General features: G+C 66.3%; 25 protein-coding genes and 1 pseudogene. 10 read left to right on the forward strand and 16 right to left on the reverse strand.

Annotated elements, in window-relative coordinates; all coding sequences use genetic code 11:
* Positions 1 to 278 precede the first annotated feature (278 nt).
* The 7 genes from A5658_RS20265 to A5658_RS20295 all read right to left on the reverse strand — a co-directional run bounded on the left by A5658_RS20265 (position 279) and on the right by A5658_RS20295 (position 5,114).
* Positions 279 to 704, reverse strand: coding sequence for a hypothetical protein (locus tag A5658_RS20265; protein WP_067339380.1), 426 nt, complete (start codon positions 702 to 704; stop codon positions 279 to 281).
* A complete protein-coding gene (locus A5658_RS20270; protein WP_369830552.1) occupies positions 701 to 1,609 on the reverse strand; it encodes a metallophosphoesterase in 909 nt (302 codons plus the stop codon). Before A5658_RS20270 ends, A5658_RS20265 begins: the two co-directional genes overlap by 4 nt.
* 17 nt (positions 1,610 to 1,626) lie before the next feature.
* Positions 1,627 to 2,031, reverse strand: a complete 405-nt coding sequence (locus A5658_RS20275; RefSeq protein WP_156751573.1) for a cupredoxin family copper-binding protein — start codon at positions 2,029 to 2,031, stop codon at positions 1,627 to 1,629.
* A gap of 113 nt (positions 2,032 to 2,144) precedes the next feature.
* A complete protein-coding gene (locus A5658_RS20280; RefSeq protein WP_067339382.1) occupies positions 2,145 to 2,834 on the reverse strand; it encodes a ubiquinol-cytochrome c reductase iron-sulfur subunit in 690 nt (229 codons plus the stop codon).
* Complete coding sequence (locus tag A5658_RS20285) at positions 2,831 to 3,370, reverse strand: RNA polymerase sigma factor (protein WP_067339388.1); 540 nt, start codon at positions 3,368 to 3,370, stop codon at positions 2,831 to 2,833. The genes A5658_RS20280 and A5658_RS20285 overlap by 4 nt, the downstream gene beginning before the upstream one ends.
* Before the next feature lie 90 nt (positions 3,371 to 3,460).
* Positions 3,461 to 4,693 (reverse strand): lipopolysaccharide assembly protein LapB, encoded by a 1,233-nt coding sequence (locus A5658_RS20290; protein WP_067339389.1) that lies wholly within the window; start codon positions 4,691 to 4,693, stop codon positions 3,461 to 3,463.
* A gap of 121 nt (positions 4,694 to 4,814) precedes the next feature.
* Positions 4,815 to 5,114, reverse strand: a complete 300-nt coding sequence (locus A5658_RS20295) for a PE family protein (protein ID WP_067339394.1) — start codon at positions 5,112 to 5,114, stop codon at positions 4,815 to 4,817.
* A 562-nt stretch (positions 5,115 to 5,676) separates the two neighbouring features.
* Between A5658_RS20295 and A5658_RS20300 the strand changes: the two genes are divergently transcribed.
* The 3 genes and pseudogenes from A5658_RS20300 to A5658_RS20310 form a co-directional block, all read left to right on the forward strand.
* Positions 5,677 to 7,011 carry a PPE family protein gene (locus A5658_RS20300; RefSeq protein ID WP_067339396.1) on the forward strand — a complete coding sequence of 445 codons (1,335 nt, stop codon included), beginning with the start codon at positions 5,677 to 5,679 and terminating at the stop codon, positions 7,009 to 7,011.
* 11 nt (positions 7,012 to 7,022) lie between these two features.
* A complete protein-coding gene (locus tag A5658_RS20305; protein ID WP_067339398.1) occupies positions 7,023 to 8,426 on the forward strand; it encodes a PPE family protein in 1,404 nt (467 codons plus the stop codon).
* 41 nt (positions 8,427 to 8,467) lie between these two features.
* Positions 8,468 to 8,803 (forward strand): annotated as a pseudogene (locus A5658_RS20310) (DUF732 domain-containing protein); the annotation flags it as partial.
* 89 nt (positions 8,804 to 8,892) lie between these two features.
* Here A5658_RS20310 and A5658_RS20315 read toward each other — a convergent pair.
* The 3 genes from A5658_RS20315 to A5658_RS20325 are packed head-to-tail and all read right to left on the reverse strand — an operon-like array spanning position 8,893 to position 11,086.
* Complete coding sequence (locus A5658_RS20315) at positions 8,893 to 9,714, reverse strand: SAM-dependent methyltransferase (protein WP_067339403.1); 822 nt, start codon at positions 9,712 to 9,714, stop codon at positions 8,893 to 8,895.
* Positions 9,715 to 9,721: 7 nt separating this feature from the next.
* The gene (locus tag A5658_RS20320) at positions 9,722 to 10,567 is read right to left on the reverse strand and encodes a helix-turn-helix transcriptional regulator (RefSeq protein ID WP_067339412.1); all 846 of its coding nucleotides are present in this window, start codon (positions 10,565 to 10,567) and stop codon (positions 9,722 to 9,724) included.
* Positions 10,568 to 10,606: 39 nt separating this feature from the next.
* A complete protein-coding gene (locus A5658_RS20325; RefSeq protein ID WP_067339414.1) occupies positions 10,607 to 11,086 on the reverse strand; it encodes a MarR family winged helix-turn-helix transcriptional regulator in 480 nt (159 codons plus the stop codon).
* Positions 11,087 to 11,353: 267 nt separating this feature from the next.
* Between A5658_RS20325 and A5658_RS20330 the strand changes: the two genes are divergently transcribed.
* The 5 genes from A5658_RS20330 to mmsB all read left to right on the forward strand — a co-directional run bounded on the left by A5658_RS20330 (position 11,354) and on the right by mmsB (position 16,481).
* Positions 11,354 to 12,295 (forward strand): Rieske 2Fe-2S domain-containing protein, encoded by a 942-nt coding sequence (locus tag A5658_RS20330; RefSeq protein WP_067339416.1) that lies wholly within the window; start codon positions 11,354 to 11,356, stop codon positions 12,293 to 12,295.
* Positions 12,292 to 12,777, forward strand: coding sequence for a hemerythrin domain-containing protein (locus A5658_RS20335; RefSeq protein ID WP_067339418.1), 486 nt, complete (start codon positions 12,292 to 12,294; stop codon positions 12,775 to 12,777). Before A5658_RS20330 ends, A5658_RS20335 begins: the two co-directional genes overlap by 4 nt.
* A gap of 125 nt (positions 12,778 to 12,902) precedes the next feature.
* Positions 12,903 to 14,423 carry a CoA-acylating methylmalonate-semialdehyde dehydrogenase gene (locus tag A5658_RS20340; RefSeq protein WP_067339459.1) on the forward strand — a complete coding sequence of 507 codons (1,521 nt, stop codon included), beginning with the start codon at positions 12,903 to 12,905 and terminating at the stop codon, positions 14,421 to 14,423.
* Between the two features lie 14 nt (positions 14,424 to 14,437).
* Entirely contained in the window at positions 14,438 to 15,598 is a 1,161-nt protein-coding gene (locus tag A5658_RS20345) for an acyl-CoA dehydrogenase family protein (protein ID WP_067339461.1), read from the forward strand.
* 13 nt (positions 15,599 to 15,611) lie between these two features.
* Positions 15,612 to 16,481, forward strand: coding sequence for a 3-hydroxyisobutyrate dehydrogenase (gene mmsB / locus A5658_RS20350; RefSeq protein ID WP_067339419.1), 870 nt, complete (start codon positions 15,612 to 15,614; stop codon positions 16,479 to 16,481).
* A gap of 2 nt (positions 16,482 to 16,483) precedes the next feature.
* Here mmsB and A5658_RS20355 read toward each other — a convergent pair whose 3' ends face one another.
* The gene (locus A5658_RS20355) at positions 16,484 to 16,996 is read right to left on the reverse strand and encodes a haloacid dehalogenase (protein WP_231997391.1); all 513 of its coding nucleotides are present in this window, start codon (positions 16,994 to 16,996) and stop codon (positions 16,484 to 16,486) included.
* Positions 16,997 to 17,079: 83 nt separating this feature from the next.
* Here A5658_RS20355 and A5658_RS20360 point away from each other — a divergent pair, with 83 nt between their 5' ends.
* Together A5658_RS20360 and A5658_RS20365 are read left to right on the forward strand one after the other, a co-directional pair.
* Positions 17,080 to 17,730 (forward strand): response regulator transcription factor, encoded by a 651-nt coding sequence (locus A5658_RS20360; RefSeq protein WP_067339423.1) that lies wholly within the window; start codon positions 17,080 to 17,082, stop codon positions 17,728 to 17,730.
* Complete coding sequence (locus tag A5658_RS20365; protein WP_067339426.1) at positions 17,727 to 18,947, forward strand: GAF domain-containing sensor histidine kinase; 1,221 nt, start codon at positions 17,727 to 17,729, stop codon at positions 18,945 to 18,947. Before A5658_RS20360 ends, A5658_RS20365 begins: the two co-directional genes overlap by 4 nt.
* Here A5658_RS20365 and A5658_RS20370 read toward each other — a convergent pair.
* Genes A5658_RS20370 through A5658_RS20390 form a run of 5 tightly spaced genes read right to left on the reverse strand, consistent with a single transcriptional unit; the run spans position 18,944 to position 23,933 of the window.
* On the reverse strand, positions 18,944 to 19,450 hold the full coding sequence (locus tag A5658_RS20370) for a MarR family winged helix-turn-helix transcriptional regulator (protein ID WP_067339428.1): 507 nt from the start codon (positions 19,448 to 19,450) through the stop codon (positions 18,944 to 18,946). The genes A5658_RS20365 and A5658_RS20370 overlap by 4 nt on opposite strands.
* A 35-nt stretch (positions 19,451 to 19,485) precedes the next feature.
* Entirely contained in the window at positions 19,486 to 20,529 is a 1,044-nt protein-coding gene (locus tag A5658_RS20375; protein ID WP_067339430.1) for an aminotransferase class I/II-fold pyridoxal phosphate-dependent enzyme, read from the reverse strand.
* Complete coding sequence (locus A5658_RS20380) at positions 20,529 to 21,551, reverse strand: 3-oxoacyl-ACP synthase III family protein (protein WP_067339432.1); 1,023 nt, start codon at positions 21,549 to 21,551, stop codon at positions 20,529 to 20,531. Before A5658_RS20380 ends, A5658_RS20375 begins: the two co-directional genes overlap by 1 nt.
* Entirely contained in the window at positions 21,548 to 22,213 is a 666-nt protein-coding gene (locus tag A5658_RS20385) for a hypothetical protein (protein ID WP_067339434.1), read from the reverse strand. Before A5658_RS20385 ends, A5658_RS20380 begins: the two co-directional genes overlap by 4 nt.
* Complete coding sequence (locus A5658_RS20390; protein WP_067339436.1) at positions 22,194 to 23,933, reverse strand: thiamine pyrophosphate-binding protein; 1,740 nt, start codon at positions 23,931 to 23,933, stop codon at positions 22,194 to 22,196. The genes A5658_RS20385 and A5658_RS20390 overlap by 20 nt, the downstream gene beginning before the upstream one ends.
* Positions 23,934 to 23,955 lie beyond the last annotated feature (22 nt).

Consider the following 23,955-nt stretch of genomic DNA (forward strand, 5'->3'; position numbering starts at 1 on the left):
CCGCAGCCCGATTCTCCGCGCGCGCCGCCTCACGCAACTCCCGCATCACCGAATCGAACATACATTCGACTATGCCACAGCCGTCCGACACGTGAATCTGGTCGGGCGAAAGCAGGGCGATTGATCCATTCCACCTCGGCCTTCGGGTGACCAAGCTCTGTCTATGTCGCTGAAAGCACAACACGAGTCGGGCCATATCTGGAACTCGACGACGAAAATCTGGAACACCCTTGTGACGCAGGGCCGGTTCGATCAAGCCGCCGCGCGTGTAAGAACTTCTATCTCGCACTCGTCGGTGCCGGCGCGTTGGCCTGGGGTTCGTTCCGGCTGTTGGAGATCCGCCGTGACCGCCGCAGGCCGAAGACATAGACCGCCCACAGCGCGACCGTGAGCACTTCGGCGATGACGCTGATCGCCGCGTGTGGCGCTGGCTCCCAACCTGTTTCGGAGAAACCAAACAACCCAACGGTCCGCGACAGCGCGAATGCGACCAACGCACCACCGGCCAACCCCGCCGCGGCCCACTGCAGCCACCCCGGGCCACCGATCAGGATCAGCAGTGCGAGCGCAAACGAGACTCCCGCCTGCACCAGGAACGCAGGCCCGATCATCGGAATGTGTTGGTAGCCATGGACGTAAAGGTAGGCATGGCTGATGCCGCTAGTCGCCACCGCCAACGCCATCGCTAATCTGATCAGAATCATTGCAGTGTCTTCTCTTTCAGCGCGAGAGAGGTTTGGCCCCGGTCGTAGCTGACCTCACGGATGCCCAGCGCATCCTGCAACTTGCCGGCAGGCAGGGTGACCGGCTTGGGCGCCGGCCCGTCTCCGGGATGTGGCAAGGGATAGGCGGTCGTCGTCCCGCTGTGGAAGGTCACGTTGCCTTCGGTCTTGGAAAACAGCTGATGCACGTGGCCGTTGAGGCACGTGACCGACGAGAACCTGCGCAGATAGCTCAGCGCCTGGGCGGCATCGTCGGTCCCCCAGCCCCAGTCCGGATACATGGCAAACAGCGGGATGTGGCTGAACACGATGATCGGCGTATCGCTGGGCAGCGGCGCCACGTCTTTCTCCACGAACTCGAGTTGCTCAACACCAAGGTGCCCAAGCTTTTTCAGGTTCAGCGTGTTGACCAACGCGATCACGTGGACCCCGGCGATGTCAAAGCTGTACCAACCGTCGCCGCGTGTTCCGGCGCCGAACGCGCTGCGATACTTCTGGCCCCCGTCGTCGACAGAGTCGTGTTCACCGGGAACCGTGAAGACGTGGTTCGTGTGCAGACCCGCCATCATCTGCTTGACCTGATCGAACTGCCCCGGTGTGGCCAGATGGGTGAGATCGCCGGTGTGGATCACGAAGTCCGGCTGGTAGCCCAGATTGTTGATCCGGTCGATGGCGTGGGTGAACGAATCCGCGACATTCGGATTGGCCTTGCCGACAAAGCCGATGTGGCTGTCGCTGACTTGAGCGAACCGCAGCGCGGGCCGATTCGGACTGCGCGCGGCGTCGGCAGTGCCGGCGACGTGGGACACAACTTCGCCTCCCACCACCGCCAGGCCGACCGCCGCGCCGAACCAGGCGCTGTGCCGGATCAGCTGTCGCCGGTTCATGGTGTGCGGCTCGTCGGTCACTGGGTCACCACCACGGTTGCACGCATGAACGGGTGGATCGAGCAGACGTAGTCGAACGTGCCCGCTTTCGTGAACGTGAAGGAAAACGTTGCCTGCGAACCCATTCCGGGCGAGTGGAACGACCCGTCGTTAGCAACGACGGTGTGCGGCTCCTCGTCCCGGTTGGTCCAGGTGACCGTGCTACCCGCCGGGACGGTCAGCTTCGCCGGAGCAAAGGCGAAGTTGTCGATGTAGACCGCGTTCGCGGCCGCCGGAGCCGCCGAACCCACTGACGGGGCGGCCGGACCGGCAGGCATGTTCGACATCGGGGGCATTCCACCCATGCCCGGCGTCGACGCCGACGGCCCGAACGTCACCGACGGCGCCTTCACCGACGGCGGTGACGAGCAGCCCGCGACCATTAACACCAACATCAATATGCTTGCGCCCCAGTGTTGTACGCGCATAACCAGGTCCCTCCATCGTCGGCGAGAGGTACGCCTCGCCTAGAGATAGGGCAGCGGGTTACACGCGGTCAGGCCGGCTGGTGTGGCGCCGCCGGGACGAACACCTCGATGACGCCGTCCTGCTCGCGAACCATCAACGTAGGCAACGGTTTCGGGGCGATCGGCAGTTGGTGTGTCAGCACCTGGCCGGCGGGCGCGAACGATGTCGAATGGCAGGGGCAGCGCAATCGGTCGTCGGGCGCGTCGAACCACAGGCGGCAGCCCTGGTGGGTGCACACTCCCGAGACGGCTTCGGGCTTGCCGTCGACCCGGCGAACGAATCCGATCACCGAACCGACATCGAAGGGCCGCATCACGCCGTCGGTCACGTCGGCGCTGGCCGCCACGCGAACCCAGCGCCCGGTGTTCGGCGTGAGTTCCTGGGATCCGCCGTCGGCGACCTGGCCATCGATCAGCGCGCGGTCGATCGACACCGCCGCCACCGCGGCCGCCGCGGCGGCCGACGTACCGACTATCACGGTGCGGCGGTTTGCATTCGACTTCGGCGCCGGCCGCCCGGCGCTGTCCTGTTGCGCGGCAAGCCGGCGGTGCAGATCTGCGAGGAATTCCGGGCGCGGAGCATCGCTCTCCCGCCGCGCGGCCTGCAACTCGATCGCGGTCCGGATTTGCGCGGCCTCGAAGTCGTCGGGGCGGAACGGCTTTGGGCGGCGGCCGCGCAACAGGTCGTCGATGTACCGGCGCAATGCACGCGTGTTCATGATTCGCCCTCTTCGTTGACCTGCGCGGCCAGCCGCAGCGCGCGATGCTGGAGCACCTTGGCATTGGCGACACTAACGCCTAGTTCGGCCGCCGACTCCTTGATCGAACGCCCTTGCAGGAACCGCAGTTCCAAGATCCGTCGATAGTTGTCCGGCAACTGCCCGAGGACACCGGCTACCCGTTGCGGGGCGGTGCTGATCGCCTGCTCGCTCTCTGGCGGCTGCTCGATGTCGTCGATCGAGGTGATCTCGCGACCCAACGTCTCGCGCCAGTGCGCGGCCAACACGGTTCGCGCGGTGGCCCGCAGATAGCCACGGACCTCACCCACACTCGCCGTCAATCGCAGCGGTCGCAGCGCAGCGAGGAACACCTCGGCAGTGAGATCCTCGGCGTCGGCCCGGTTCCCAACGCGCGCGTAGATGGTGCGGTAAACCCAGGTGGCGTTGTCTTGGTAGACCGCCTCCCAGTCCGGATAGCCGTCGCCGGGCACCAAGCGCAAGGGCCGGGGGGTGGCGGGATCACCGTGTGCCGTCACATGTTGCCTGCCTGTCGAAAGCGTGGCTCCGCTGAGCATCTTGCCTGTCGGTGGTCCATAGCGTCTCGAGTTACACAGCGCTGCGCGCGGCTATCCCTTTCGGCGCCGAAACAGGATGGTCACACTGCGTCGCCGATTCGCGAATCCGGGCGCGAAGGTGAAGTCGTCCGTCTTGTGAAAGAGGTGTCCCTCGAACAGGACGGCCCGGTTCTCGCGGTAGGGAATCACGGTCGGTACCGCGTCCTGCTCCTCGAGGTACTGCCTGACCTTGTCGCCACCGGAGTTGTATTCGTCGTAACTCCAGTCGCTGGGCGCCTTTTTGTCCCACATCACCAGACCGCCGCTGTCGGGGTCGAGATTGGCAGAATCAGGGGTGATCCAGAAGTTCAGCGAGTAGTCGGCGTCGTCGCCGTGAATATCGGTTCCGGGCAGCTTGGCGTCGTACACAAAAGCCCACCACTGGGCCAATTGAAAATCGGCAAATGCCGCACCCATCGCCGCCGAAAACTCTTCTGCGATGGCGAACAGCGACACGCTGGCGAATCCGTGTTGGGGGAAGGCGCCGACGTAGCCGAATTGATATGGACGACGCCAAACAGTGGACTGCAGGCAGAATTTCCGCACCTGATCCAATGCCTCCGGCGTCAGAAAGTTATCGATGACCTGTACTTTTTCGCCGGCGGCAAGGGCTTGCTGGAGCGACGCATAGTCGACCGTCGGGTTCAGATACTCCGGCAGCCTCTCCTCTGGAACCTTCACATATGGCGGGTCGGCGAGCATGTGGGCGTTGATCGCGTTGACGGAGACCCACGGCGCCTCGCCGTTAGCTCCGTCGATGGCGTCCGTCAGACCGCGGCGCATATTGTGCAGTCCCCCGCTGAACCCACCGGCAGAGTTCCGCTGCGCGCCATTGCTGGCGAGAATGTGGTCGAGCTGTTCGACGTTGTGCAGGGCGAAATGCGCTGGCACCGAATACTGGGCGGGCTGTGTCGCCAGACGCTCGTCGCGACCGAGGGCGGCGACGGCCTCGAGCTCTGTCAGCGCAGAAGCGTAATCCTCCAGAGCCACATGCACCTTCGCAAGAGCGTCGTGGGCCGGCGCGGACGACGGGTCGGTGTCTACCGCGCGCGTGGCGTAGCGCAACGCCTTGTCGAGCTCGCCGAGTTCCACGGTGGTGGATGCCAACAGGTACAGAACTGGAAGTATCGGGTCATCATCGACGACGTCCTCCAGCACCGTGACCGCTGCCGCGAAATCGCCGCCCAGCACCAGACGTTCGGCTTCGGCCAAGGCCGTCGTCGCAGCCGATCGGGATTCCGCCACCGCTATTCCTGCCTGTCGTGTGGTCGAGGTCGGCACGCACATCGTCCACCCGCGCACCTTACGCGGAGACAGAAACGTCGGCCGGACACCATCGCGGTGCCCGGCCGACAGAGAGTTGTGGTCAGCCGGCGGATGCGGCGTTGGCGGCTTCAGTGGCCGCGTACGACCCGGCACTGGTGCCCAGTGTGTTCACGAACTGCTCGTGAATGGCGGCGGCCTGTGCGGCGACGGCCTGGTACAGCTGCGCGTGGGCCGCGAACTGCGCGGCGGTCAGGGCTGACACCTCGTCAGCGGCCGCGGGCACGACACCGGTTGTCGGCGCCGCTGCGGCGGCGTTCTGCGCGCTGAACGACGAGCCGATGCCGCCCAGGGCGGTTGCCGCCGAGCTCAGCGCCTCGGGCTGCGTGGTCACGAATGACATGTGATGTCTCCTCAAAGTACGAACATCGCTTCTGAGAAGACTGTAGGCCTGCCAGGCCGTGCGGCACCTGTTACGACGCCGGCTTCCACTTAGCTAAGCCGGCCGGCGCGCCGCCCTTGTAACCCCCAAAAGCGGCCGTGGCGTGCCGAAACACCAGCTGGGTCGGGTCGCACGGAGGCGCCGGGACCGGCAACCCGACTTTTTGATTTCCAGATTTTTATTCGATGACACCTGTCGTTCACCGACCCGGCCGGCGCCACCGATCACCCGCGATCGCCGAATTTCCGCAGTTCAGACCTTATTTTTCACCCTCAGCGACAAACCCCTGGCGCTAGGCCGCGGCGGCGCATTCGGCGTCCCGCCGCGGGGCCCCGGCCGACGTCGGCAAAACAGGATCCTGCCGAACCTGGATAGCCTTCACTCACCGGGGAAATTCAGGCAGCTGCCAGGCAATTCGTACCTAATTGCCAGGGCTTCCTGGTGCCCCGAACAGCTTGTTCGCCCCAAACGCGCTGTCAAAGCGCGGGGCATTGGGACCACACAGCCGGAGCGAGGGACACGGATGGTTTTCGATTTTGGGGCGCTACCGCCGGAGGTCAACTCCGGCAAGATTTACTCCGGCCCCGGCTCGGCGCCGCTGTTGGCGGCCGCGACGGCCTGGGACGCGCTGGCCAGTGAGCTGCAAACCACCGCAGCCGGTTACGCCGCCACGATCACCGAGCTGAGCTCGAATTGGCAGGGCCCGTCGTCGACGGCTGCAGCCGACGCCGCAGCGCCGTTCACGGAGTGGCTGAGCAGCACCGCCGCTCAGGCCGAACAGACGGCAGCCCAGGCTCAAGCCGCGGCGGCCGCCTATGAGGCCGCTTTCGCGGCCAGCATCCCGCCACCGGTGATCGAGGCCAACCGGGCGCTGCTGGCGGCGCTGGTCGCCACAAACTTCCTGGGTGTCAACACCCCGGCGATCGCCGCGACCGAGGCAACCTACGCAGAGTTCTGGGCCCAGGACGCGGGTGCGATGTACGCCTATGCCGGGGCCGCGAGCACCGCGACTCAGCTGACGCCGTTCACCGAAGCGCCGGCGACGACCAACGACAGTGGGCAGGCCACCCAGGCGGCAAGCACGGCGCAGTCGGCCGCCGCCTCGTCCGCCGATTCGACCACCGACGCGATCTCGGCGCTCCTGACCCAGCTGAACTCCCAAATCACCCAGTTCGGCACCGAACTGGGGACGCTGAACAGCCAGCTCACGGCCCTGCTGCCGCAATCGAGCACAACGCTGGCGCAGCTGGTGGCGAGCTTGGGCTTGCCACCCTCGGTCACGAACGGCATCACACTGTTCAACCAGTTCCTGACCACGGGCGCCAACACCATGAGTACCTGGGCGGCCGGCCCGTGGACCCCGCTCGGCTTCGGAAGCCTGCTGAAAAACTGGTGGCAGGTGTCCATCTCTATCCCAAGCCTCGGTACCGGTATCCAGGGCATCGGGCCGCTGATCCACCCGACTCCGATCACCGGAGCGCTGTCGCCCCTGCTGCACAGCGGACTGTTGAGCGGCTCCTACGGCGGTGCGAGCAACGCGGGAACCCTGGCATCGGTCGGCCGGGCCGGCACCATCGGGGGTCTCTCGGTGCCGCAGAACTGGGCCGCCGCGACGCCGGCCGTCCGCACGGTCGCCGCCGAGATGGAAGCGTCCGCGGTCGACGCCGCTCCCGAGATGGGCCTCGCCCAGCCCGGGATGTTCGGTCAGACGGCGCTGTCCAGCCTGGCCGGTCGGGCCCTAGGCGGGACCGCCACCCGGGCGGCCGTGGGTCAGGGCTACCGCGTACCCGGCGCGGTAGCGGCCGACGAGATCGCCACCACCGCCACCATCATCGTCATCCCGCCGAGCGCGGAATAGGAGATACGGCAATGGTTTTCGATTTCGCAGCACAGCCGCCGGAGCTCATCTCGGCCAAGATCTACTCGGGTCCGGGTGCCGAGTCGTTGCAGACCGCCGCGGCGGCCTGGGACGGTTTGGCCGGCGAATTGCAGTCGACCGCAGCCGATTTCCAGTCGGTGATCGACGGCTTGGTGAGCGGTGACTGGACGGGTCCGTCGGCGGACGCCGCGGCCTCGGCCGCTGCGCCCTACGTGTCGTGGCTGTCGACCACGGCCGGCCAGGCCGAGCAAACCGCGAGCCAGGCCCGGGCCGCCGCCAGCGCGTACGAGACCGCGCTCGCGGCCACCGTGCCACCCGCGGAGATCGCGGCCAATCGCACCCAGTTGCTGTCGCTGTTGCCGGCCAACATCTTTGGTCAGTACAACGCGGCTATCGCGGCCCTCGAAGCGGAGTACGCGCAGTTCTGGGCCCAAGATGTCGCGGCGATCACCGGCTACGCGGGATCGTCGCAGGCGGCCACCACCGGCCTGGGCTCGTTCACCGAGGCACCGCAAACCACCAATCCCAGCGGCACGGCAGCGCAGGCCGCAGCGACCGCCGCTGCTGCACCTACCGACCTGGAATCGATCCTCGAGCAGGCCGAGGCCACCGCAAGCAACTTCCTCAACCAGGTCACCGCGCTGAACGGCGATTACACCAAATTCATCACCAACGCGCTGGGCACTATCCCCGGCGGGTCGACCCTGGCCACGACGTGGACCAACCTTTACTCCTTCATTTCCGGCGCCGGTAGCCAGGCCACGTGGACCAACGTGGTCAACAGCACGACCGGCATGGGCATCTCGCAGTGGAAGAACTTCTTCATCTACCAGCCGTGGAGCCACGGCATCGGACTCGGTTCACTCGGCGCGGGATTGTCCTCGCCAGGGCACGCCGCCGGCCTGGGCGGGCTGGGCGCGCGCGCCGCAACCGCGGCGCTGGGTAGCGCGCAGACGGTGGGCAAGCTGTCGGTGCCACCGAGCTGGGCTGGGGCCACCCCGGCGATCCGGCTGGCCGCGACGTCGTTGCCGGACGGCGCGTTCGCCGCGACCGCCGCTCCGAGCATGGAGGTCCCGCTGAGCGCGCTGAACCAGGCCAGCCTCGGCAGCCTGGCTGGAGGCGCGCTGGGCAGCCCGGCGTCGCGAGTCGTGAGCTCGACGGGTGTCCGGGCCAAGGTGACCGCGCCGGCGCGCACCAAGGGACCCGTCCCGCTCGACAAGGTCATCGCGAAGCTGCAGGAATCGCCGGATGACGTCCAGCACTGGAACGTCGACGAGGCCGGGCTCGACGACCTGGTCGCCAAGCTGTCGACGAAGCCCGGTATTCATGCCGTGCACCTGACCGATGGCAAAACCACCGCTGCGGTCGCGAAGGCCGCCAGCGAAACAGGTTAGCCCGATAGAACTTCGAAAAAGCAACTCTCGAAGGAGGATTAATGAAATCTTGGATCGCCATTCTGGGCGTATCGCTTGGACTCACGCTTGCCGCACCGGCCTATGCCGAGCCCGGTGTCGACGAGCCGGCCACCGACGAGAACAACGGCTCCTTTCTTGCTGACCTGAACAAGGTGGGCATCGGCTTCTCCGATCCGGCCCAGGCCGTCAGCGCCGGCCAGGCCGTGTGCGGTTGCCTCCACAACGGCATGGGCGGCCTGCACCTGATCCAGCACCTGCAGGAGAGCAACCCTGCCCTCACCGAAAGCGGCGCCGCGCAGTTCGCGACGATCTCGGCCAAGGCGTACTGCCCGAAGCAACTCGAGGAAGCACACGCGCCAGGCCACAAGTATCTGAAGGGCAACGCCCCCGGCAAGGGCACCGGAGACGGAGAGACGACCGTGCCCAAGGGTTCGGGCGGCGGCGACTAGGCCTTGACCGCCTCCACGAAGTAACCGCGCGGCGCGTTGGGCACATCAGCCGGAACCGGCGGGTGTGCCCAACGTTTCCATGTGTTGCCAGGTACCGCCATGTCCGTCACGGCCGCGGTCCAGCCGTCTTTCACCAGCGCTGCGGGTGTGTCACTGCTGAAAACCCATGGCGCACCGAGCTTTTCCATGTACGCCAAGGTGGCGGCCGAGAATGGCGCCGCCAACAAGGCTGTACCGACGACGTCATACAGCAGCACCGAACCGGGCGCGGACAATCCGTCGACGCGCGCGAACAACCGATCGACGTCCGGCGCGTGAAGGTACTGCAGCAATCCTTCAACCAACCAGGCCGTCGGTGTAGCGGGGTTAAACCCCTGCGCAGCAAGGCTCTTCGGCCAGTCGTCGGCGAGATCCACACCGACGGCCACACGTCGGCAGCGCGGCCGCTCCCCGGCCAGCCGCTCGTCCTTGATGGCGATCACGTGCGGCTGGTCGACCTCGAACACCGTCGTATCGTCACGCCACGGCAACCGATAAGAACGGGCGTCCATACCCGCGGCGAGGATCACCACCTGTGACAGGCCACCGGCGTGCGCTTTCAGGAGCGCCTCGTCGTAAAGCCTTGTGCGGACGACGATCGGCGCCGCGGGCTGACCGGTCGCTTCGTTCGCCTCGGCCAGCAGCCGGCGCCCGTCGTCGCCGGCCAACCGTGCGGCGTAGGGATCGTGGAAGAGTGCGTCGTTGCGCCGGGATTCTTCGGCCCGCATGGCCGCGACCAGTAGACCGGTGGTTGCGACTGCGTGTTTCGAGCTGTCCATCACTCGATCATCGGCCTACTGTTGCCCGTCGTCTTGGATATTTGTGCTCCGGCATGGCGGGGACATGGCTGGGCAACACCAGCCGCTGCTCGGTGTACTCCGACGGCGTCATACCGGTGAAAGACCGGAATTCCCGGACGAAGTGGGCCTGGTCGAAATAGCCGGCCTCGGCTGCCACCCGCGCTCCGCTCATCGACCCGAGCAACCGCAGCGAAGCCTGAAGGCGGCGAACGCGCGCATATGCCTTGGGCGACAGGCCGACTTCGGCGCGAAACAATGCGACCAACCGCTTGGTGGTCATACCTACCAGGTGCCGGAGCTCGGCCATCCGAATCGACGGGTTGGCCTCGATCGCGGCGAGCGCGGCTGCCACACCGGGATGCCGTCGCACCGATGAGCATGGCTGCGAAAGCAGGAAGGCCTCCAGGATGCCGAACCGGGCCGCTGCAGTCGGGGCGTCAATCAACCGCTCGTGCAGCTCGATGCCGGCGGATCCCCAAATGTCGTCGAGGCCGATATAAGCATTCTCCAAGTCGCTCAACGGCATTCGCAAGAACGGGTATGCCCCGCCGGGCCGAAAATGAACTGCCATCGCAGGCTGGCCGGCCGGCATCTCGGAGACGTAGGAGGCGGTGTGTGATCCGGTGATGAAGGCCGAGGGAACGGTTAGCCTCGTACTGCCGTCGGCCGCATAGAAATCGAGCTGCTGCCGCTCGCCCACGTCGATCACGAGCGTGACGGCGCCGCGTGGCAGCGCCCGACTGCGGTAATCGACAGGCGCGTGCCAATGCCCGATGATCTCGGTGCAGTCGGCCAACGCCGAGGCCGGCCGGCGTATGGATACGCCATCCATGCAATCGACGATAGTGGCGGTGCTGTTGCCGAACGGCAGTCAGGGCTCGCCGTCGATAAGGACGGTCGGCTCACCACCCGCGGTGGTGAAAGCGATCAGACCGCGCGCGAGGCCCCGGCGGTCGGCTATGGGCATCTTCTCCACGATCCTCTCGATCTCCTTGCGCCGTCGCACCATCACTTCTCGCACGACCTTTCGCCCGCGGGGACTGAGCACCACCAGCAGCTCGCGCCGTGACGTCGGATGCGGACAGCGATCGATGAGTTCCGCCGCCACCAGTCGATCGACCATCCGGCCGGCCGCCGACGGCTTGACCTCCAGAAGCGCGGCCAACGTGGCGAGGTTGATCGAGCCTTGATGCGACAGCGTCACCAAGACCCGAAACTGCGGAATCGTGAGGGTCTCGTCGACCATGGCGATGGAGCGCCCGGAAATTCCCACCAGTAACCGGGACGCGGTCAGCAGCGCGTCGGTGATCGCATCTACCGAATCTCGCTGCGCTGCAACCCGATCAGACACGGCTCCCCTCCCCCGACCGGCGACGTCCAGCCGTGCCCGTGGCGTGGCTGGATTCGTCGGATGTTAGCAGTGGCCACAGTGTTAGGCATCCACAATTTCTTCTGACGACTGTTTCTTGAGGCAATGTTTGCCGCCCACACCTGTCGCCGATGTCACAGACCCCCCTGCATACTATTACTATAGGCAACAGTTACTATACGTTATGGTGGATGGTCGGACAGTCCGAGCCCGACGCAGATGCCCCACGCAGATCAAGGAGTTGGTGCCATGGTGGCTACGTCACGACGCACTGGTACTCGATTACGACGACTCGGGCCCGCGGCGCTCTCGGCGATAGGTCGACAGGCGTGGCTTGACCGCCCCAGTTATCGCCTGGAGCATCTCCTGAGCTTCGGCTACAACAGCTTGGGCAACGCGCGTAACACCGTGATGAACGCGCTCAACGGCGTCTGGCTCGGCCATCCGGTGCATCCGCCGTTGGCATCGCTCACCAGCGGCGCGCTCGGTACGACGGTCGCGCTGGACGCGCTCAGCCTGGTGCCGATCCGGCCCAAGACCGAGACACAAGACGCGGCGCGATTTGCGCGGCGCTCGCTCGGAATCGGGATCCTGGCCAGCCTCGGCTCGGCAGTCACCGGCGTCACCGACTGGCAACACACCCACGAGAGCGATCGGCGGGTGGGCTTGGTGCATGGTCTGGTGAACGTGGCCGCGACGGCGCTGTATGTCCAGTCGTGGCGGGACCGCGGACGGGGGCGACACGGTCGCGGCATTGCGCTCACCGCCCTGGGATACGCGATCACCCTCGGTGGCAGCTATCTCGGTGGAGCCCTGGTGTTCGAGTCGGGCATCGGGATCGACCGGTCCGGGCAGCGGCTGCGGACGAACGAGTGGACGTCGGTGCTGCCGGTGAACAAGCTGAACGGCAAGCCGGTGCGTGTCGAAGTCGACGGCGTGGGCCTGGTGGTGTGTCAAACCGAGCCGGGAACGATCTCGGCCTTCGGTGAGTTCTGCCCGCATCTTGCCGCCCCGATGGCCGACGGCTGGGTGGATCGCGGCCGCCTCGTCTGCCCGTGGCACGGATCGTGGTTTGCCACCGAATCCGGCGACGTCGTGCGCGGGCCGGCGGCGGCACCGCTGCCGCGCTATCAGGCCAGGGTGGTCGACGGAATGATCGAAGTCCGTTCCGGCACAGGGCCGTCCCAGTGAACGCCTACGACGTGCTCAAACAACACCACATCGTGCTGAAGGGCCTGGGCAAGAAGGTCAGCGCGGCGCCGCTCGGCAGCGACGAGCGTCGTGCGCTGCTCGACGACATGCTGATCGAATTGGACATCCATTTCCGCATCGAGGATGACCTGTATTACCCGGCGCTCAACGCCGCCAGCACGCTGATTGCGATCGCGCACGCCGAACATCGTCAGGTGATCGACCAGCTGTCGGTGCTGTTGAAGACCCCGCCGAATGCCCCTGGCTACGAAGCCGAATGGAACTCGTTCAAAACGGTGCTGGAGGCACACGCTGACGAGGAGGAGCGCGACATGATCCCGGCTCCGCTTGAGGTTCAGATCACCGCTGCCGAACTCGAGGCTCTCGGCGAGGCGATGTCCGCGCGGATCGAGCAGTACCGCGGGTCAGCGGTGCACCGCTTGCGCACCAAGGGCCGAGCGGCTCTGCTGCGCTCGCTTTAGGAGCGCGCGCCAGCGACCAAGGCGCGCATTCTCGCGCTGACGCCCGGCAGCTTGCCAGCACCACACGACAGTTACTAGGATGTCCTAGTAAACGGTTTGCTTACTTTCCTATGTCCGAGGACGCCATGACTTACAAGATTCCGCACTTCATCGACGGCCGCCGCAGCGACCTCTCGTCGACCCGGACCGCCGATGTGCTCAACCCCAGCACCGGCGAGGTGCAGGCGCAGGTGCTGCTGGCGTCGGCCGCCGACGTCGACACCGCGGTGGCCTCGGCCAAGAAGGCCCAGATCCAGTGGGCCGCGTTCAACCCGCAGCGCCGGGCCCGGGTGATGATGAAGTTCGTCGAGCTGGTCAACGCCAACATGGATGAGCTGGCCGAGCTTCTTTCCCTCGAGCACGGCAAGACCGTTCCCGACGCTCGCGGCGACATTCAGCGCGGGATCGAGGTCATCGAGTTCGCCATCGGCATCCCGCACCTGCTCAAGGGGGAGTTCACCGAAGGCGCCGGCACCGGTATCGACGTCTACTCGATCCGCCAGCCGCTGGGCGTGGTCGCGGGCATCACCCCGTTCAACTTCCCGGCGATGATCCCGCTGTGGAAGGCGGGCCCGGCGTTGGCATGCGGAAACGCCTTCATTCTCAAGCCTTCTGAGCGCGACCCGTCGGTGCCGGTGCGGCTGGCCGAGCTGTTCGGAGAGGCCGGCCTGCCCCCGGGCGTGTTTCAGGTGGTCCAGGGTGACAAGGAAGCCGTCGACGCGATCCTGCACCACCCGGACATCGAGGCGGTCGGCTTCGTCGGCAGCTCGGACATCGCGCAGTACATCTACGAGACCGCGGCCGCGAACGGCAAGCGGTCACAGTGCTTCGGCGGCGCGAAGAACCACATGATCATCCTTCCGGACGCCGACCTCGACCAGGCCGTGGACGCGCTGATCGGCGCCGGCTACGGCAGCGCCGGTGAACGGTGCATGGCGATCAGCGTCGCCGTACCCGTCGGTGAAGAGACCGCAAACCGGTTGCGCAACAGGCTGGTTGAGCGCATCAACCAGCTACGCGTCGGGCACAGCCTCGACCCGAAGGCCGACTACGGCCCGCTGGTGACCGAGGCCGCGCTCAAGCGGGTGCGCGACTACATCGGCCAGGGCGTCGAGGCAGGCGCCGACCTGGTGGTCGACGGCCGTGAGCGCGCCACCGACGAACTCACCTTCGACGACCAGAGCCTGGAGAAGGGCTTTTTCATCGGGCCCACGCTGTTCGACAACGTCACCACCGACATGTCGATCTACACCGACGAGATCTTCGGCCCGGTGCTGTGCATCGTGCGCGCCCACGACTACGAAGACGCCCTGCGGTTGCCCACCGAACACGAATACGGCAACGGGGTCGCGATTTTCACCCGTGACGGCGATGCCGCCCGCGACTTCGTGTCGCGCGTGCAGGTGGGCATGGTCGGCGTCAACGTGCCGATCCCGGTGCCGGTGGCCTACCACACGTTCGGCGGCTGGAAGCGGTCCGGCTTCGGCGATCTCAACCAGCACGGCCCCGCATCGATCCAGTTCTACACCAAGGTCAAGACCGTGACGGAGCGCTGGCCGTCCGGCATCAAGGATGGCGCGGAGTTCACCATCCCGACGATGAAGTAGTCCAGGCGATGGAATTGTTTGGTCTGGACGACGACGAACGGGTCATCACCGAGACGGCCGCGGCATTCGCCGCCAAGAAGATCGCCCCGTTCGCGCTGGAATGGGATGCGGCACACCACTTCCCGATCGACGAGCTGCGCGAGGCCGCCGGTCTGGGGATGGCCGCGATCTACTGCCGCGACGACGTCGGCGGTAGTGCGCTGCGCCGGCTCGACGGGGTGCGGATCTTCGAGCAACTCGCGATGGCCTGCCCGACGATCGCCGCGTTCCTGTCGATCCACAACATGTGCGCGTGGATGATCGACGCGTTCGGCACCGACGAGCAACGCAAAGCCTGGGTGCCGCGACTGGCGTCGATGGACGCCATCGCCAGCTACTGCCTGACCGAACCCGGAGCCGGTTCGGACGCCGGCGCGTTGAGCACCAAGGCGGTCAAGCAGGGCGGTGACTATGTGCTCGACGGCGTCAAGCAGTTCATCTCGGGCGCGGGCACCTCGGACGTCTACGTGGTGATGGCGCGGACGGGATCCGGCGGCCCCCGCGGCATCTCGGCGTTCATCGTCGAAAAGGGCACGGCGGGACTGAGTTTCGGTGCACACGAAGAGAAGATGGGCTGGCACGCGCAACCGACCGCGCAGGTCATCCTCGACGGGGTGCGCGTCCCGGCCGACGCGATGCTCGGCGGCGCCGACGGCGAAGGCAGCGGCTTCGGCATCGCGATGAACGGTCTCAACGGTGGCCGGATCAACATCGCCGCGTGCTCACTCGGCGGTGCGCAGGCCGCCTACGACAAGGCCGCCAACTACGTCGCGCATCGTGAGGCGTTCGGCGCTCCCCTTATCGACGAACCCACCATCCGCTTCACCCTGGCCGATATGGCCACCGCGCTGGAGACGTCGCGACTGATGTTGTGGCGGGCCGCCGCCGCGCTGGACGGCCACGCCGACGACAAGGTCGAGCTCTGCGCGATGGCCAAACGGTATGTCACCGACTCGTGCTTCGACGTCGCGGACAAGGCGCTGCAGCTGCACGGCGGCTACGGCTATCTTCGCGAGTACGGCATGGAGAAGATCGTGCGCGACCTCCGGGTGCACCGCATTCTGGAGGGCACCAACGAAATCATGCGGGTGGTCGTCGGCCGAGCCGAAGCCGCCCGGATCCGCGCCAGCGCCTAGGAGGGCCAGAGCAATGTCCACGGTCGCGTTTTTGGGGCTTGGCCACATGGGCGCCCCGATGTCGAAAAACCTTGTCGACGCGGGCCATACCGTGCACGGCTACGACCCGGTACCCGCGGCGGCCGACGCCGCGAAGGCCAACGGTGTCGAGGTGTTCGACAGCGGCGCGGCGGCCGTGGCAGGGGCCGACGTCGTGATCACGATGCTGCCGAACGGCGATCTGGTCAAGCGCTGCTATGCCGAAATCCTTCCGGCGGTCGCCGAGGGAACGTTATTCATCGACAGCTCAACGATTTCCGTCGACGACGCCCGTGAGGTCCACGCGCTCGCCGGTTCCCACGGCGTGGCCCAGCTCGATGCACCGGTCTCCGGTGGGGTCAAGGGGGCGATCGCCGGCACGCTCGCCTTCATGGTCGGCGGCGAACCAGACGCCGTGCGTCGCGCGGAACCGATCTTGGAACCGATGGCGGGCAAGATCATTCACTGCGGCAACGCCGGTGCGGGCCAAGCCGCCAAGGTCTGCAACAACATGGTGCTCGCCGTGCATCAGATCGCGATCGGGGAAGCGTTCGTGCTGGCCGAAAAGCTCGGGCTGTCGGCACAATCGCTCTTCGACGTCATCACCGGCGCCACCGGAAACTGCTGGGCCGTGCACACGAACTGCCCTGTGCCCGGCCCGGTTCCGACCTCGCCGGCCAACAACGACTTCAAGCCGGGGTTCGCCACCGCACTGATGAACAAAGATCTCGGGTTGGCGATGGATGCGGTCCACTCGACCGGCGCGAGCGCGCCGCTTGGCAGCCACGCCGCCGACATCTACGCGAAGTTCGCAACGGCCAACGCCGACAAGGATTTCAGCGCGATCATCGAAACGCTGCGCTAGGTTTACGCCGCGCGGCGGATCTGCCAACGACGGTGCGCCTGCTGGCAACTGGCGGCCGACAACGGCTCGTCGATGACCACCGCGGGCAAACCCGCCGCGGTCGAGGCACGCAGGCCGGCGCCGGGACCGGTGACGGCCAGCGCCGCGCGGGACGTTATTCCCATCTCCCACAACGCCAGCCGGTACAACTCGCCTCCACCGGCGGGCCCCGCGTCTGCTCCGGAGAGGTCGTCGATGCTGACGATGGTTTCGACCAGCCCGTCGCCGAGTAGGTTGCGCACCAAAGTCGCCACTTCGGCCCGCGGTCGGGCACTCACCACGCTCACCCAGATCCCGGCGACGAACAGGCTCATTACCGCGTCGATCAGATCGGTCCGTGCTTTGTCGTCGCCATCGATGCTCGCCAGCACCGAATCGGCATCGAAGATCACCGCACGCAATTCTGCGGTTTCGGTCCGTGTTTCCCGGTCCCACCAGAACGTCCGCGTCGGACGAGTCTTCCCCTTGGCTCGCACGCCAGACAGGGTGCCCCGAATCGCCGCGGCCTAGCCTCCCCCATTAGGGGGATTCCCGTGGCGAACTTGCCTAGGGTGTTGCCATGGCGGTGCGACTTGTCCTGGTCGATGACCACGAAATGGTCATCGAGGGGCTCAAGGCGATGCTGACCTCGTTCAAGGACCGGGTGCAGGTCGTCGGGCAAGCCGTCGGCGTCGAGCGCGCGATCGAGGTCGTCGACGAACTGCGGCCCGACGTCGTGTTGTGCGACGTACGCATGCAGGGCTCCAGCGGGTTGGACCTGTGCAAGATGCTGCGCGAGCGCCACTCGGAGCGCAAAGTCGTGATGCTGTCGGTCTACGACGACGAGCAGTATCTGTACCAGGCACTGCGGGTGGGGGCCAGCGGCTATCTGCTGAAAAGCATCAGCAGCGACGACCTGGTGCGACAGCTGGAATTGGCGCATCAGGGCGATACCGTCATCGATCCGGGGATGGCCGCCCGCGCCGCCGACACCGCGGCCCGCATGCAGCGCGACGAATTCTGGCCGGGCGCCCGCCAAGGGCTGACGCAACGCGAGAGCGAGATCTTGTCCTGCATGGTCAACGGGCTGTCGAACCGTGGGATCGCCAAGAAACTGGTGATCGGCGAGGAGACGGTCAAGAGCCACCTGCGGGCGATCTACCGCAAGCTGGGCGTCAACGACCGCACCGGCGCGGTGGCAACCGCGCTGCGCGAGGGCATCTACCAGTGAGCAGCGCACCCCGCGAGCACGGCGTGCACGATCTCGTCGACACCGACCGGGAATTGGCGTTGCTGCGCGAACTCATCCAGGCCGCCTCCACCGGGCCGGGCGTGGAGCCGCTGGCCGCCGCCGCGGCACGGATGATCACCGCGGCCACCGGAACCGACGTGTGCTTCGTGCACGTCCTCGACGACAGCGACCGTTCGTTGACGCTCGCCGGCGCGACACCGCCGTTCGACGGGCAGGTGGGAAAGATCCGGCTGCCCTTGGGATCCGGCATTTCCGGCTGGGTCGCGAAACATCGCGAGCCGGTGGTCATCACCGACGACAAGGAAGCCGACCCCCGCTATCTGCCAATCCAGTCGCTGCGGGGCCGCGACTTCACGTCGATGGTGTCGATGCCGATGGAGACCGATCCCGGCGGTCTGGTCGGTGTGCTGAACGTGCACACGGTCGCCCGGCGCGAATTCACTGACGGCGACGTCGAATTGCTGCGCGTGATCGGCCGGCTGATCGCCGGGGCCATGCACCAGGCGCGGCTGCACCGGCAACTGGTGGCCAGGGAGCGTGCCCACGAGCTGTTCGTCGAGCAGGTGATCGAGGCGCAGGAGATCGAACGCCGCCGGGTCGCCGGCGATATTCACGACGGCATTTCGCAGCGACTGATCACGCTGTCCTACCGCCTCGACGCGGCGGCGCGGGCGGTCGGTAGCGATCCCGCCGAGGCCTCCAGCCAACTCGCCGAGGCCCGCGAACTGGTCGGCTTGACGTTGGGTGAGGCCAGGGTGGCGATCAGCGGGCTGCGCCCGCCGGTGCTCGACGACCTGGGTCTGGCCGGCGGGCTGGCCAGCCTCGCCCGGTCGATCCCGCACCTGGACATGGAACTCGATCTCGCCGACGTCCGACTGCCCGAGCACATCGAGATCGCGCTGTATCGGATCGCCCAAGAAGGCCTGCAGAACATCGTCAAACACGCGAATGCTTCGGTGGCGCGGCTACGATTCGCGGTCGACGCCGACGACATCGCCCGACTCGAAATCGTGGACAACGGAATAGGTTTCGACACCTTCGAGCATCCACTGGGTAGCGACGAGATGGGCGGTTACGGGGTGCTGTCGATGGCCGAACGGGCCGAGCTGGTCGGCGGCAGGCTGAACATTCGCTCGCGGCCGGGCTCGGGGACGGCGGTCACCGCGACGATCCCGGTGCCGTCGCTCATCGACTAGAAGTCGCCGGCGTTGCGCCGCAGCGTCTCGATCGACGACGCCAGCGCCTGCGACTCGCGCTCGGACATACCGATGTCGGAAAACACCTGCTCGTTGAGCGTGACGGTGGCATCCTCGACGGTCGAGCGGCCCAGCTCGGTGATCTGCACCAGCGTGGTTCGCCCGTCGGTCGGGTGCGGGACCCGTTGCACCAGCTTGTTGGCTTCCAGCCGGCGGATGGCATGGGTGACGCTGGTGACGTGCACCTGCAGCCGGTCAGACGCCTTGGTGATCGGCAAGGACCCGCTGCGGCTGAACGCCAGCAGACGCAATAGCTCGAACCGCGAGAAGCTCAAATCGTAAGGCCGCAACGCATTTTCGACACGGGCAAGCAGAATCTGGTGGGCCCGCATCACCGACGTGACCGCGACCATGCCTTCGGCGACGTTCCCCCAGCCGGCGCGTTCCCAGTTCGTGCGCGCGACGGCGATCGGATCGCGGTTGTCGGGACGAGATGGGGCCACGCCCCTTCATACCAGGAAGAGCGCCTCACACAGCCCTAAGCCAGCGACTTTTCCACCGCGGACAGCACCGCCAGCGTCGACGCTGGCTCGCCGACGGAAATCCGTGCGCCGCCATCGTCGTAGCAGCGCACCCGCACTCCGGATTGCGCGAACACCTCCCGCCAGGGCCGTCGCGCCATCGGCAGGTAGACGAAGTTGGCGTGCGAATCCATGCTGTAGACACCCATCGCCATCAGTCGCAGCCGCAAATTGTTGCGCTCGGACGTGATGCGGCGAATTCGGTGCGCAAGCTGGGCTTCGGCGTCGTACGAGGCAGCCACCGCAGCCACGGCGACGTTGCTCATGCCGAACGGCAACTGCATGGCCGATACCGTCGCGGCCAACTCGGGCGCGGCAAAGCCGTACCCGATCCGCAGCCCGGCGAGCCCGTAGGCCTTGGAGAATGTCCGTAGCACAACGACATTGGGGAATCGACGAACCAGCTCTGGTCCGTCGACCCGGTACCGGGCGGCGACGAACTCGATGTACGCCTCGTCGAGCAGCACAACGGTGTCGGCAGGTATCTGCTTCAAGAACCACTCGAGAGCAGAGACCGCCTCCAATGTGCCGGTCGGGTTGTGCGGACGGCACAGCACGACCACCTTCGCGTCGGCCGCCACTTCGGCCATCGCCGCCAAATCCTGATACCCGTACCGATCCAGCGGAACGGTGATCGGTCGCAGCCGGGCCATCTTCGCGAAGATCGGGTAGCCGTCGAAAGTCGGCGTGCTCATCACGATCCGGTCGCCGGGCCGAGCGACGGCGTGCAGAATCTGCATCGCCACCCCGGACGCTCCCGGCCCGACCACAACCTGCTCGTCCCGGACACCGATCCGGTCGGCGATCATGCGGGGCAGTTGGCCGGGCAGGAATTCCGGATACCGATTGGCGCCGTCAAGGCAATGCGTCAACGCCGAGCGCACCGCGGGCAACGGCGGAAACGGACTTTCGTTGAGTGACAGCGCGTGTGGATCAACCGCTTGCGGAAGCGAGGCAATGACCTCGGCGGCCACCGAGGTGCCGAACGCGGGCTCAGCCATCAGTTGCGACCGCCCCAGCGCACTGCCGCGGCGCCCGCGAAGTCACCCGCGTGCGCGAACGCCGCCATCATGATCACGTCGCCGGCCTCCAGGGCCCCCTCGGTGATCGCTCGATCCAGGTTTACCGGTATGCCGGCCCCGAACAGGTTGCCGCATTGGTCGTATGTGTCCAGGTGCCGCGACTCGGGAACCTCCAACGCCTCCCGCCAGTTGCGCAGGAACACCCGGTTGGGCTGGTTGGTGACAAGCAGATCAATGTCTTTGCTGTCCAAGCCAATTCGGTCACACACCGCAAGTGCCACCTCGGGAACCTGACGATTGCCCCGGGCCAGCACCTTGGCGATCTTGCTTTCGGTGAATCCGATGCGGCCCTCACCCGGCCCCGGTTGCCACCATTTCCGCTCGGGTTCGATGACCAGTGTCATGTCGCCGGCGTACTCACCGTACGTGCGACATTCGACATCGAGAATCGGTGACTGATCCGACAGCGCCACCAGCCCAACCGCGGCACCGTCACCGGGAACCGCCGCCTGCGCCTTGCGGCGCACACCGGGCTGGTCGAATACCTGGCCGGCCGCGTTCTGCGCGATGGCGATCAGCGCCGTCTGGCCCTCGCCGGATGAGATCAGTCGACGGGCGACGTTGAGTGCCAGCACAAATGCCGCACACCCGCCGTTGTGCAGATCCAGCACCCACGACGGTCGCATGCCCAGTCGGTGGGCGATCGCCCCTCCGCCGCCGTAGAACGGCACGTCGGGCATCTGGGCGTGGGTGATCAGGATGTCGACGTTTTCGATGACGTCGCGGCCATGCCGGTCGATCAGTCCCTGTGCGGCCCGCTCCACCATGTCGGTCGCGCTCTCGTCGGGACCGACGTGATGGCGGAAACTCGGACTGCGGAACATGACGTTGTCGCGCAACTCATCCGAGTCGGCGAACTGTGCGTAGTAGTCCGCGCCGATCGGCTCGCCGGGCAAATAGCTGGCGACGTCGATCAGGCTGACGCCGGGTGCGGTGCTCATTTCATCCACTCCGGGGTGATCGGCAGGCCGTGCCGGTGGCGGTACTCGGCGATGCTCTTCAGGTTGTTCAACTCCAGCGCGTGGCCGGGGCCGAACAGGTCCCAGAAGTCGCCGACCCAGCCGCTGCGCCCCTTCGGTGCGGCCTCCGGATAGGGGTTGCTGTCATAGAACGGATGCCGGCAATTCGTCCACAGCACAACGGAACCCGGCTTGTCCAGCACCACCCGCGCGTCCAGGACACGCATCAGATAGATCATCCACAGGTGCCGGCCTTGATCCCACGCGCAGTGGTAGTCGACCGTGCGGGCCTGGGAGTTGGCGACGGTGCGGGTGTAGATCGTGGTGTCCGGCAGCAACTTGTCGTAGGCCTCCCACAGTCCGGGCTCCTCGGTCGGAGTGAAGCCGCGCAGCGTGTACGTCCATTCCTCCAGGCTGCGGGTGTCCGACAGGTATTCGAACAGCTCATCAGGCGGGCAGTCCACGTAATCGTTGACTGTGCAGTACTTTCCGAACACCTCGTTGTGCGGATACACCGATCGCATCTGCGTGAAGAAGGTCGCGGCGGTGTCTTCCAGCGGCGTGGTTTCGATTCGAACCACGCCATCGATCGGTTGGGTGGTGCCGGTGTGGGTGACGATATCGTCAAGCGCTGGCAGCGACATGGGCGTGATCCTCCTGTGTAACTGAGACATGTTGGTGGGTAGTGTGATTGGTTACTGTCACACCGAGAAACGGTGCGAAGGGTGGGATTTCGTCGGCGGCGCATTCCACGCTGACCACCGACGGGCCGTCGATATCGAGCGAGGCACGCACCGCGGCGGCCAATCCCGCCGCATCGCTGACGTCAGTCGATGTCAGCTTGGGGAACATCGCGGCCAGGCCGGCCCCGAGATAACTGGGCGAGAATCGGTTGTAGCTGTATAAATCGTTGTAGTACAACTGCTCTCGGGTCACGCACATTGCATGCGCGTTGTTGTTGAGCAACACGAACGTCACCGGAAGCTGGTAGTGCACCGCGGTGTGCACTTCCATGCCGTGCATGTAGAACGCACCGTCGCCGGCGATCACCACGACTCGTTGGCCTGAGCCTTGGGCTTTCCTGCGGGCGAAGGCCATTCCGATACCCGCTCCGAAGCTATAGCCCATGCCGCCCATGCCGAGGGCGACCGCGAAGCGGCCCCGACGACGCACGGGAAGATAATGAACCGCTGCCGCACCGGTGTTTCCAGCATCGACGACGATGTCGACGCCCGCCGGTAGTGCTCGATCGAGTTCGGCCATCGCGTCGCGGTAGCGCACTCCCGGACCGTCGAAATCCGGCGGCGTCAGCTCGGTGTGCGGAACGACGTCCGGTACCCGGAGCCCGGCGGGCCGGCCCGCGCCTACCAGCGCATCGGTCAACATCCGCAGCGACAGTCGCAGATCGTCGGTGTGGACATGGGTGCAGGCGAGGTACGGCGGCGCCGAGCCGATCAGCATCGTCGGCACCGCCGCCAGCGCGTCGTCGAGGCCGGCGCGCGCGGTCACCGAGAGGCGGGTGCCCACCACCAGGCAGAGCCCGCTGTCGGCGACAGCCTTGGCAACCCCCGGATGGCCCATGACACCGGTGACGCCCAGCGCGGACGACGACCCGAAACCAGGTGTTCCCGCGACGTCCTTCGCGTCGGGCACACACGCCACCCGGGCGCGCAGCACACCGCGAAGTTCCGCGAGCTCGGCGCGTGCATCGTCCCGGGCCACCTGCTCGCCGGCGATGATCGTGACGGGCCCAGTGGCCTTGCGCAGCGCACGCACGATCGGATGCGGGTCACCAATCGAACGATGCCGGCCGACGTCTAGCGGACAGCCGGGGCTGATCACGGTCTGCTGAATGTCTTTGGGCAGCAGCAATACTGCCGGTCCCCCCGTGTGCGCCGCGGCGATGGCAGCCGGCAACGCCGACACGATGTCCGCGGCGTTGTCCACACGCTTGCAGAACACCGACACCTGTGCGAACAGCGCCTCGGCGTTCAGCGACCCGTTACGTCCACTCGTGTCCTGGAAGCTGCCCCGCCCGTCCATGCCGGTCGCCGGCTGGCCAACGAGAGCCAGCACCGGTATCCGGCTCGCGAACGATTCACCAAGAGCCGGAACAAGATTCAGCGCTCCCCCGCCGGATGTCGCGGCGACCACTCCGAGGCCCGCGCCGCTGCGGCTGTAACCGTCAGCCATCGTCGCGGCGGAGAACTCGTGCTTGGCCAGCACGGCCGTGATGTCCGGCCGGAAATATGCGGCGTCGTAGAGGTCCTCGATGTTGGCACCGTCGACACCGAAGATGTACTCCACCCCGGCACTCGCGAGGTGCCCGACGATGTGGTCGACAACCCGGTACTTTCTCGACATATCAGGGACACGATGTACACCC

The organism is Mycobacterium sp. 1245111.1 (genome assembly GCF_001673405.1).
In the GTDB taxonomy this organism is placed as follows: domain Bacteria; phylum Actinomycetota; class Actinomycetes; order Mycobacteriales; family Mycobacteriaceae; genus Mycobacterium.

Coding starts and splice junctions, on each gene's coding strand:
- A5658_RS20265 (WP_067339380.1), bottom strand. CDS start 704: ATGATTCTGATCAGATTAGCGATGGCGTTGGCGGTGGCGACTAGCGGC.
- A5658_RS20270 (WP_369830552.1), bottom strand. CDS start 1,609: ATGAACCGGCGACAGCTGATCCGGCACAGCGCCTGGTTCGGCGCGGCG.
- A5658_RS20275 (WP_156751573.1), bottom strand. CDS start 2,031: ATGGTCGCGGGCTGCTCGTCACCGCCGTCGGTGAAGGCGCCGTCGGTG.
- A5658_RS20280 (WP_067339382.1), bottom strand. CDS start 2,834: ATGAACACGCGTGCATTGCGCCGGTACATCGACGACCTGTTGCGCGGC.
- A5658_RS20295 (WP_067339394.1), bottom strand. CDS start 5,114: ATGTCATTCGTGACCACGCAGCCCGAGGCGCTGAGCTCGGCGGCAACC.
- A5658_RS20300 (WP_067339396.1), top strand. CDS start 5,677: ATGGTTTTCGATTTTGGGGCGCTACCGCCGGAGGTCAACTCCGGCAAG.
- A5658_RS20305 (WP_067339398.1), top strand. CDS start 7,023: ATGGTTTTCGATTTCGCAGCACAGCCGCCGGAGCTCATCTCGGCCAAG.
- A5658_RS20315 (WP_067339403.1), bottom strand. CDS start 9,714: ATGGACAGCTCGAAACACGCAGTCGCAACCACCGGTCTACTGGTCGCG.
- A5658_RS20320 (WP_067339412.1), bottom strand. CDS start 10,567: ATGGATGGCGTATCCATACGCCGGCCGGCCTCGGCGTTGGCCGACTGC.
- A5658_RS20330 (WP_067339416.1), top strand. CDS start 11,354: ATGGTGGCTACGTCACGACGCACTGGTACTCGATTACGACGACTCGGG.
- A5658_RS20340 (WP_067339459.1), top strand. CDS start 12,903: ATGACTTACAAGATTCCGCACTTCATCGACGGCCGCCGCAGCGACCTC.
- mmsB (WP_067339419.1), top strand. CDS start 15,612: ATGTCCACGGTCGCGTTTTTGGGGCTTGGCCACATGGGCGCCCCGATG.
- A5658_RS20360 (WP_067339423.1), top strand. CDS start 17,080: ATGGCGGTGCGACTTGTCCTGGTCGATGACCACGAAATGGTCATCGAG.
- A5658_RS20375 (WP_067339430.1), bottom strand. CDS start 20,529: ATGGCTGAGCCCGCGTTCGGCACCTCGGTGGCCGCCGAGGTCATTGCC.
- A5658_RS20380 (WP_067339432.1), bottom strand. CDS start 21,551: ATGAGCACCGCACCCGGCGTCAGCCTGATCGACGTCGCCAGCTATTTG.
- A5658_RS20385 (WP_067339434.1), bottom strand. CDS start 22,213: ATGTCGCTGCCAGCGCTTGACGATATCGTCACCCACACCGGCACCACC.
- A5658_RS20390 (WP_067339436.1), bottom strand. CDS start 23,933: ATGTCGAGAAAGTACCGGGTTGTCGACCACATCGTCGGGCACCTCGCG.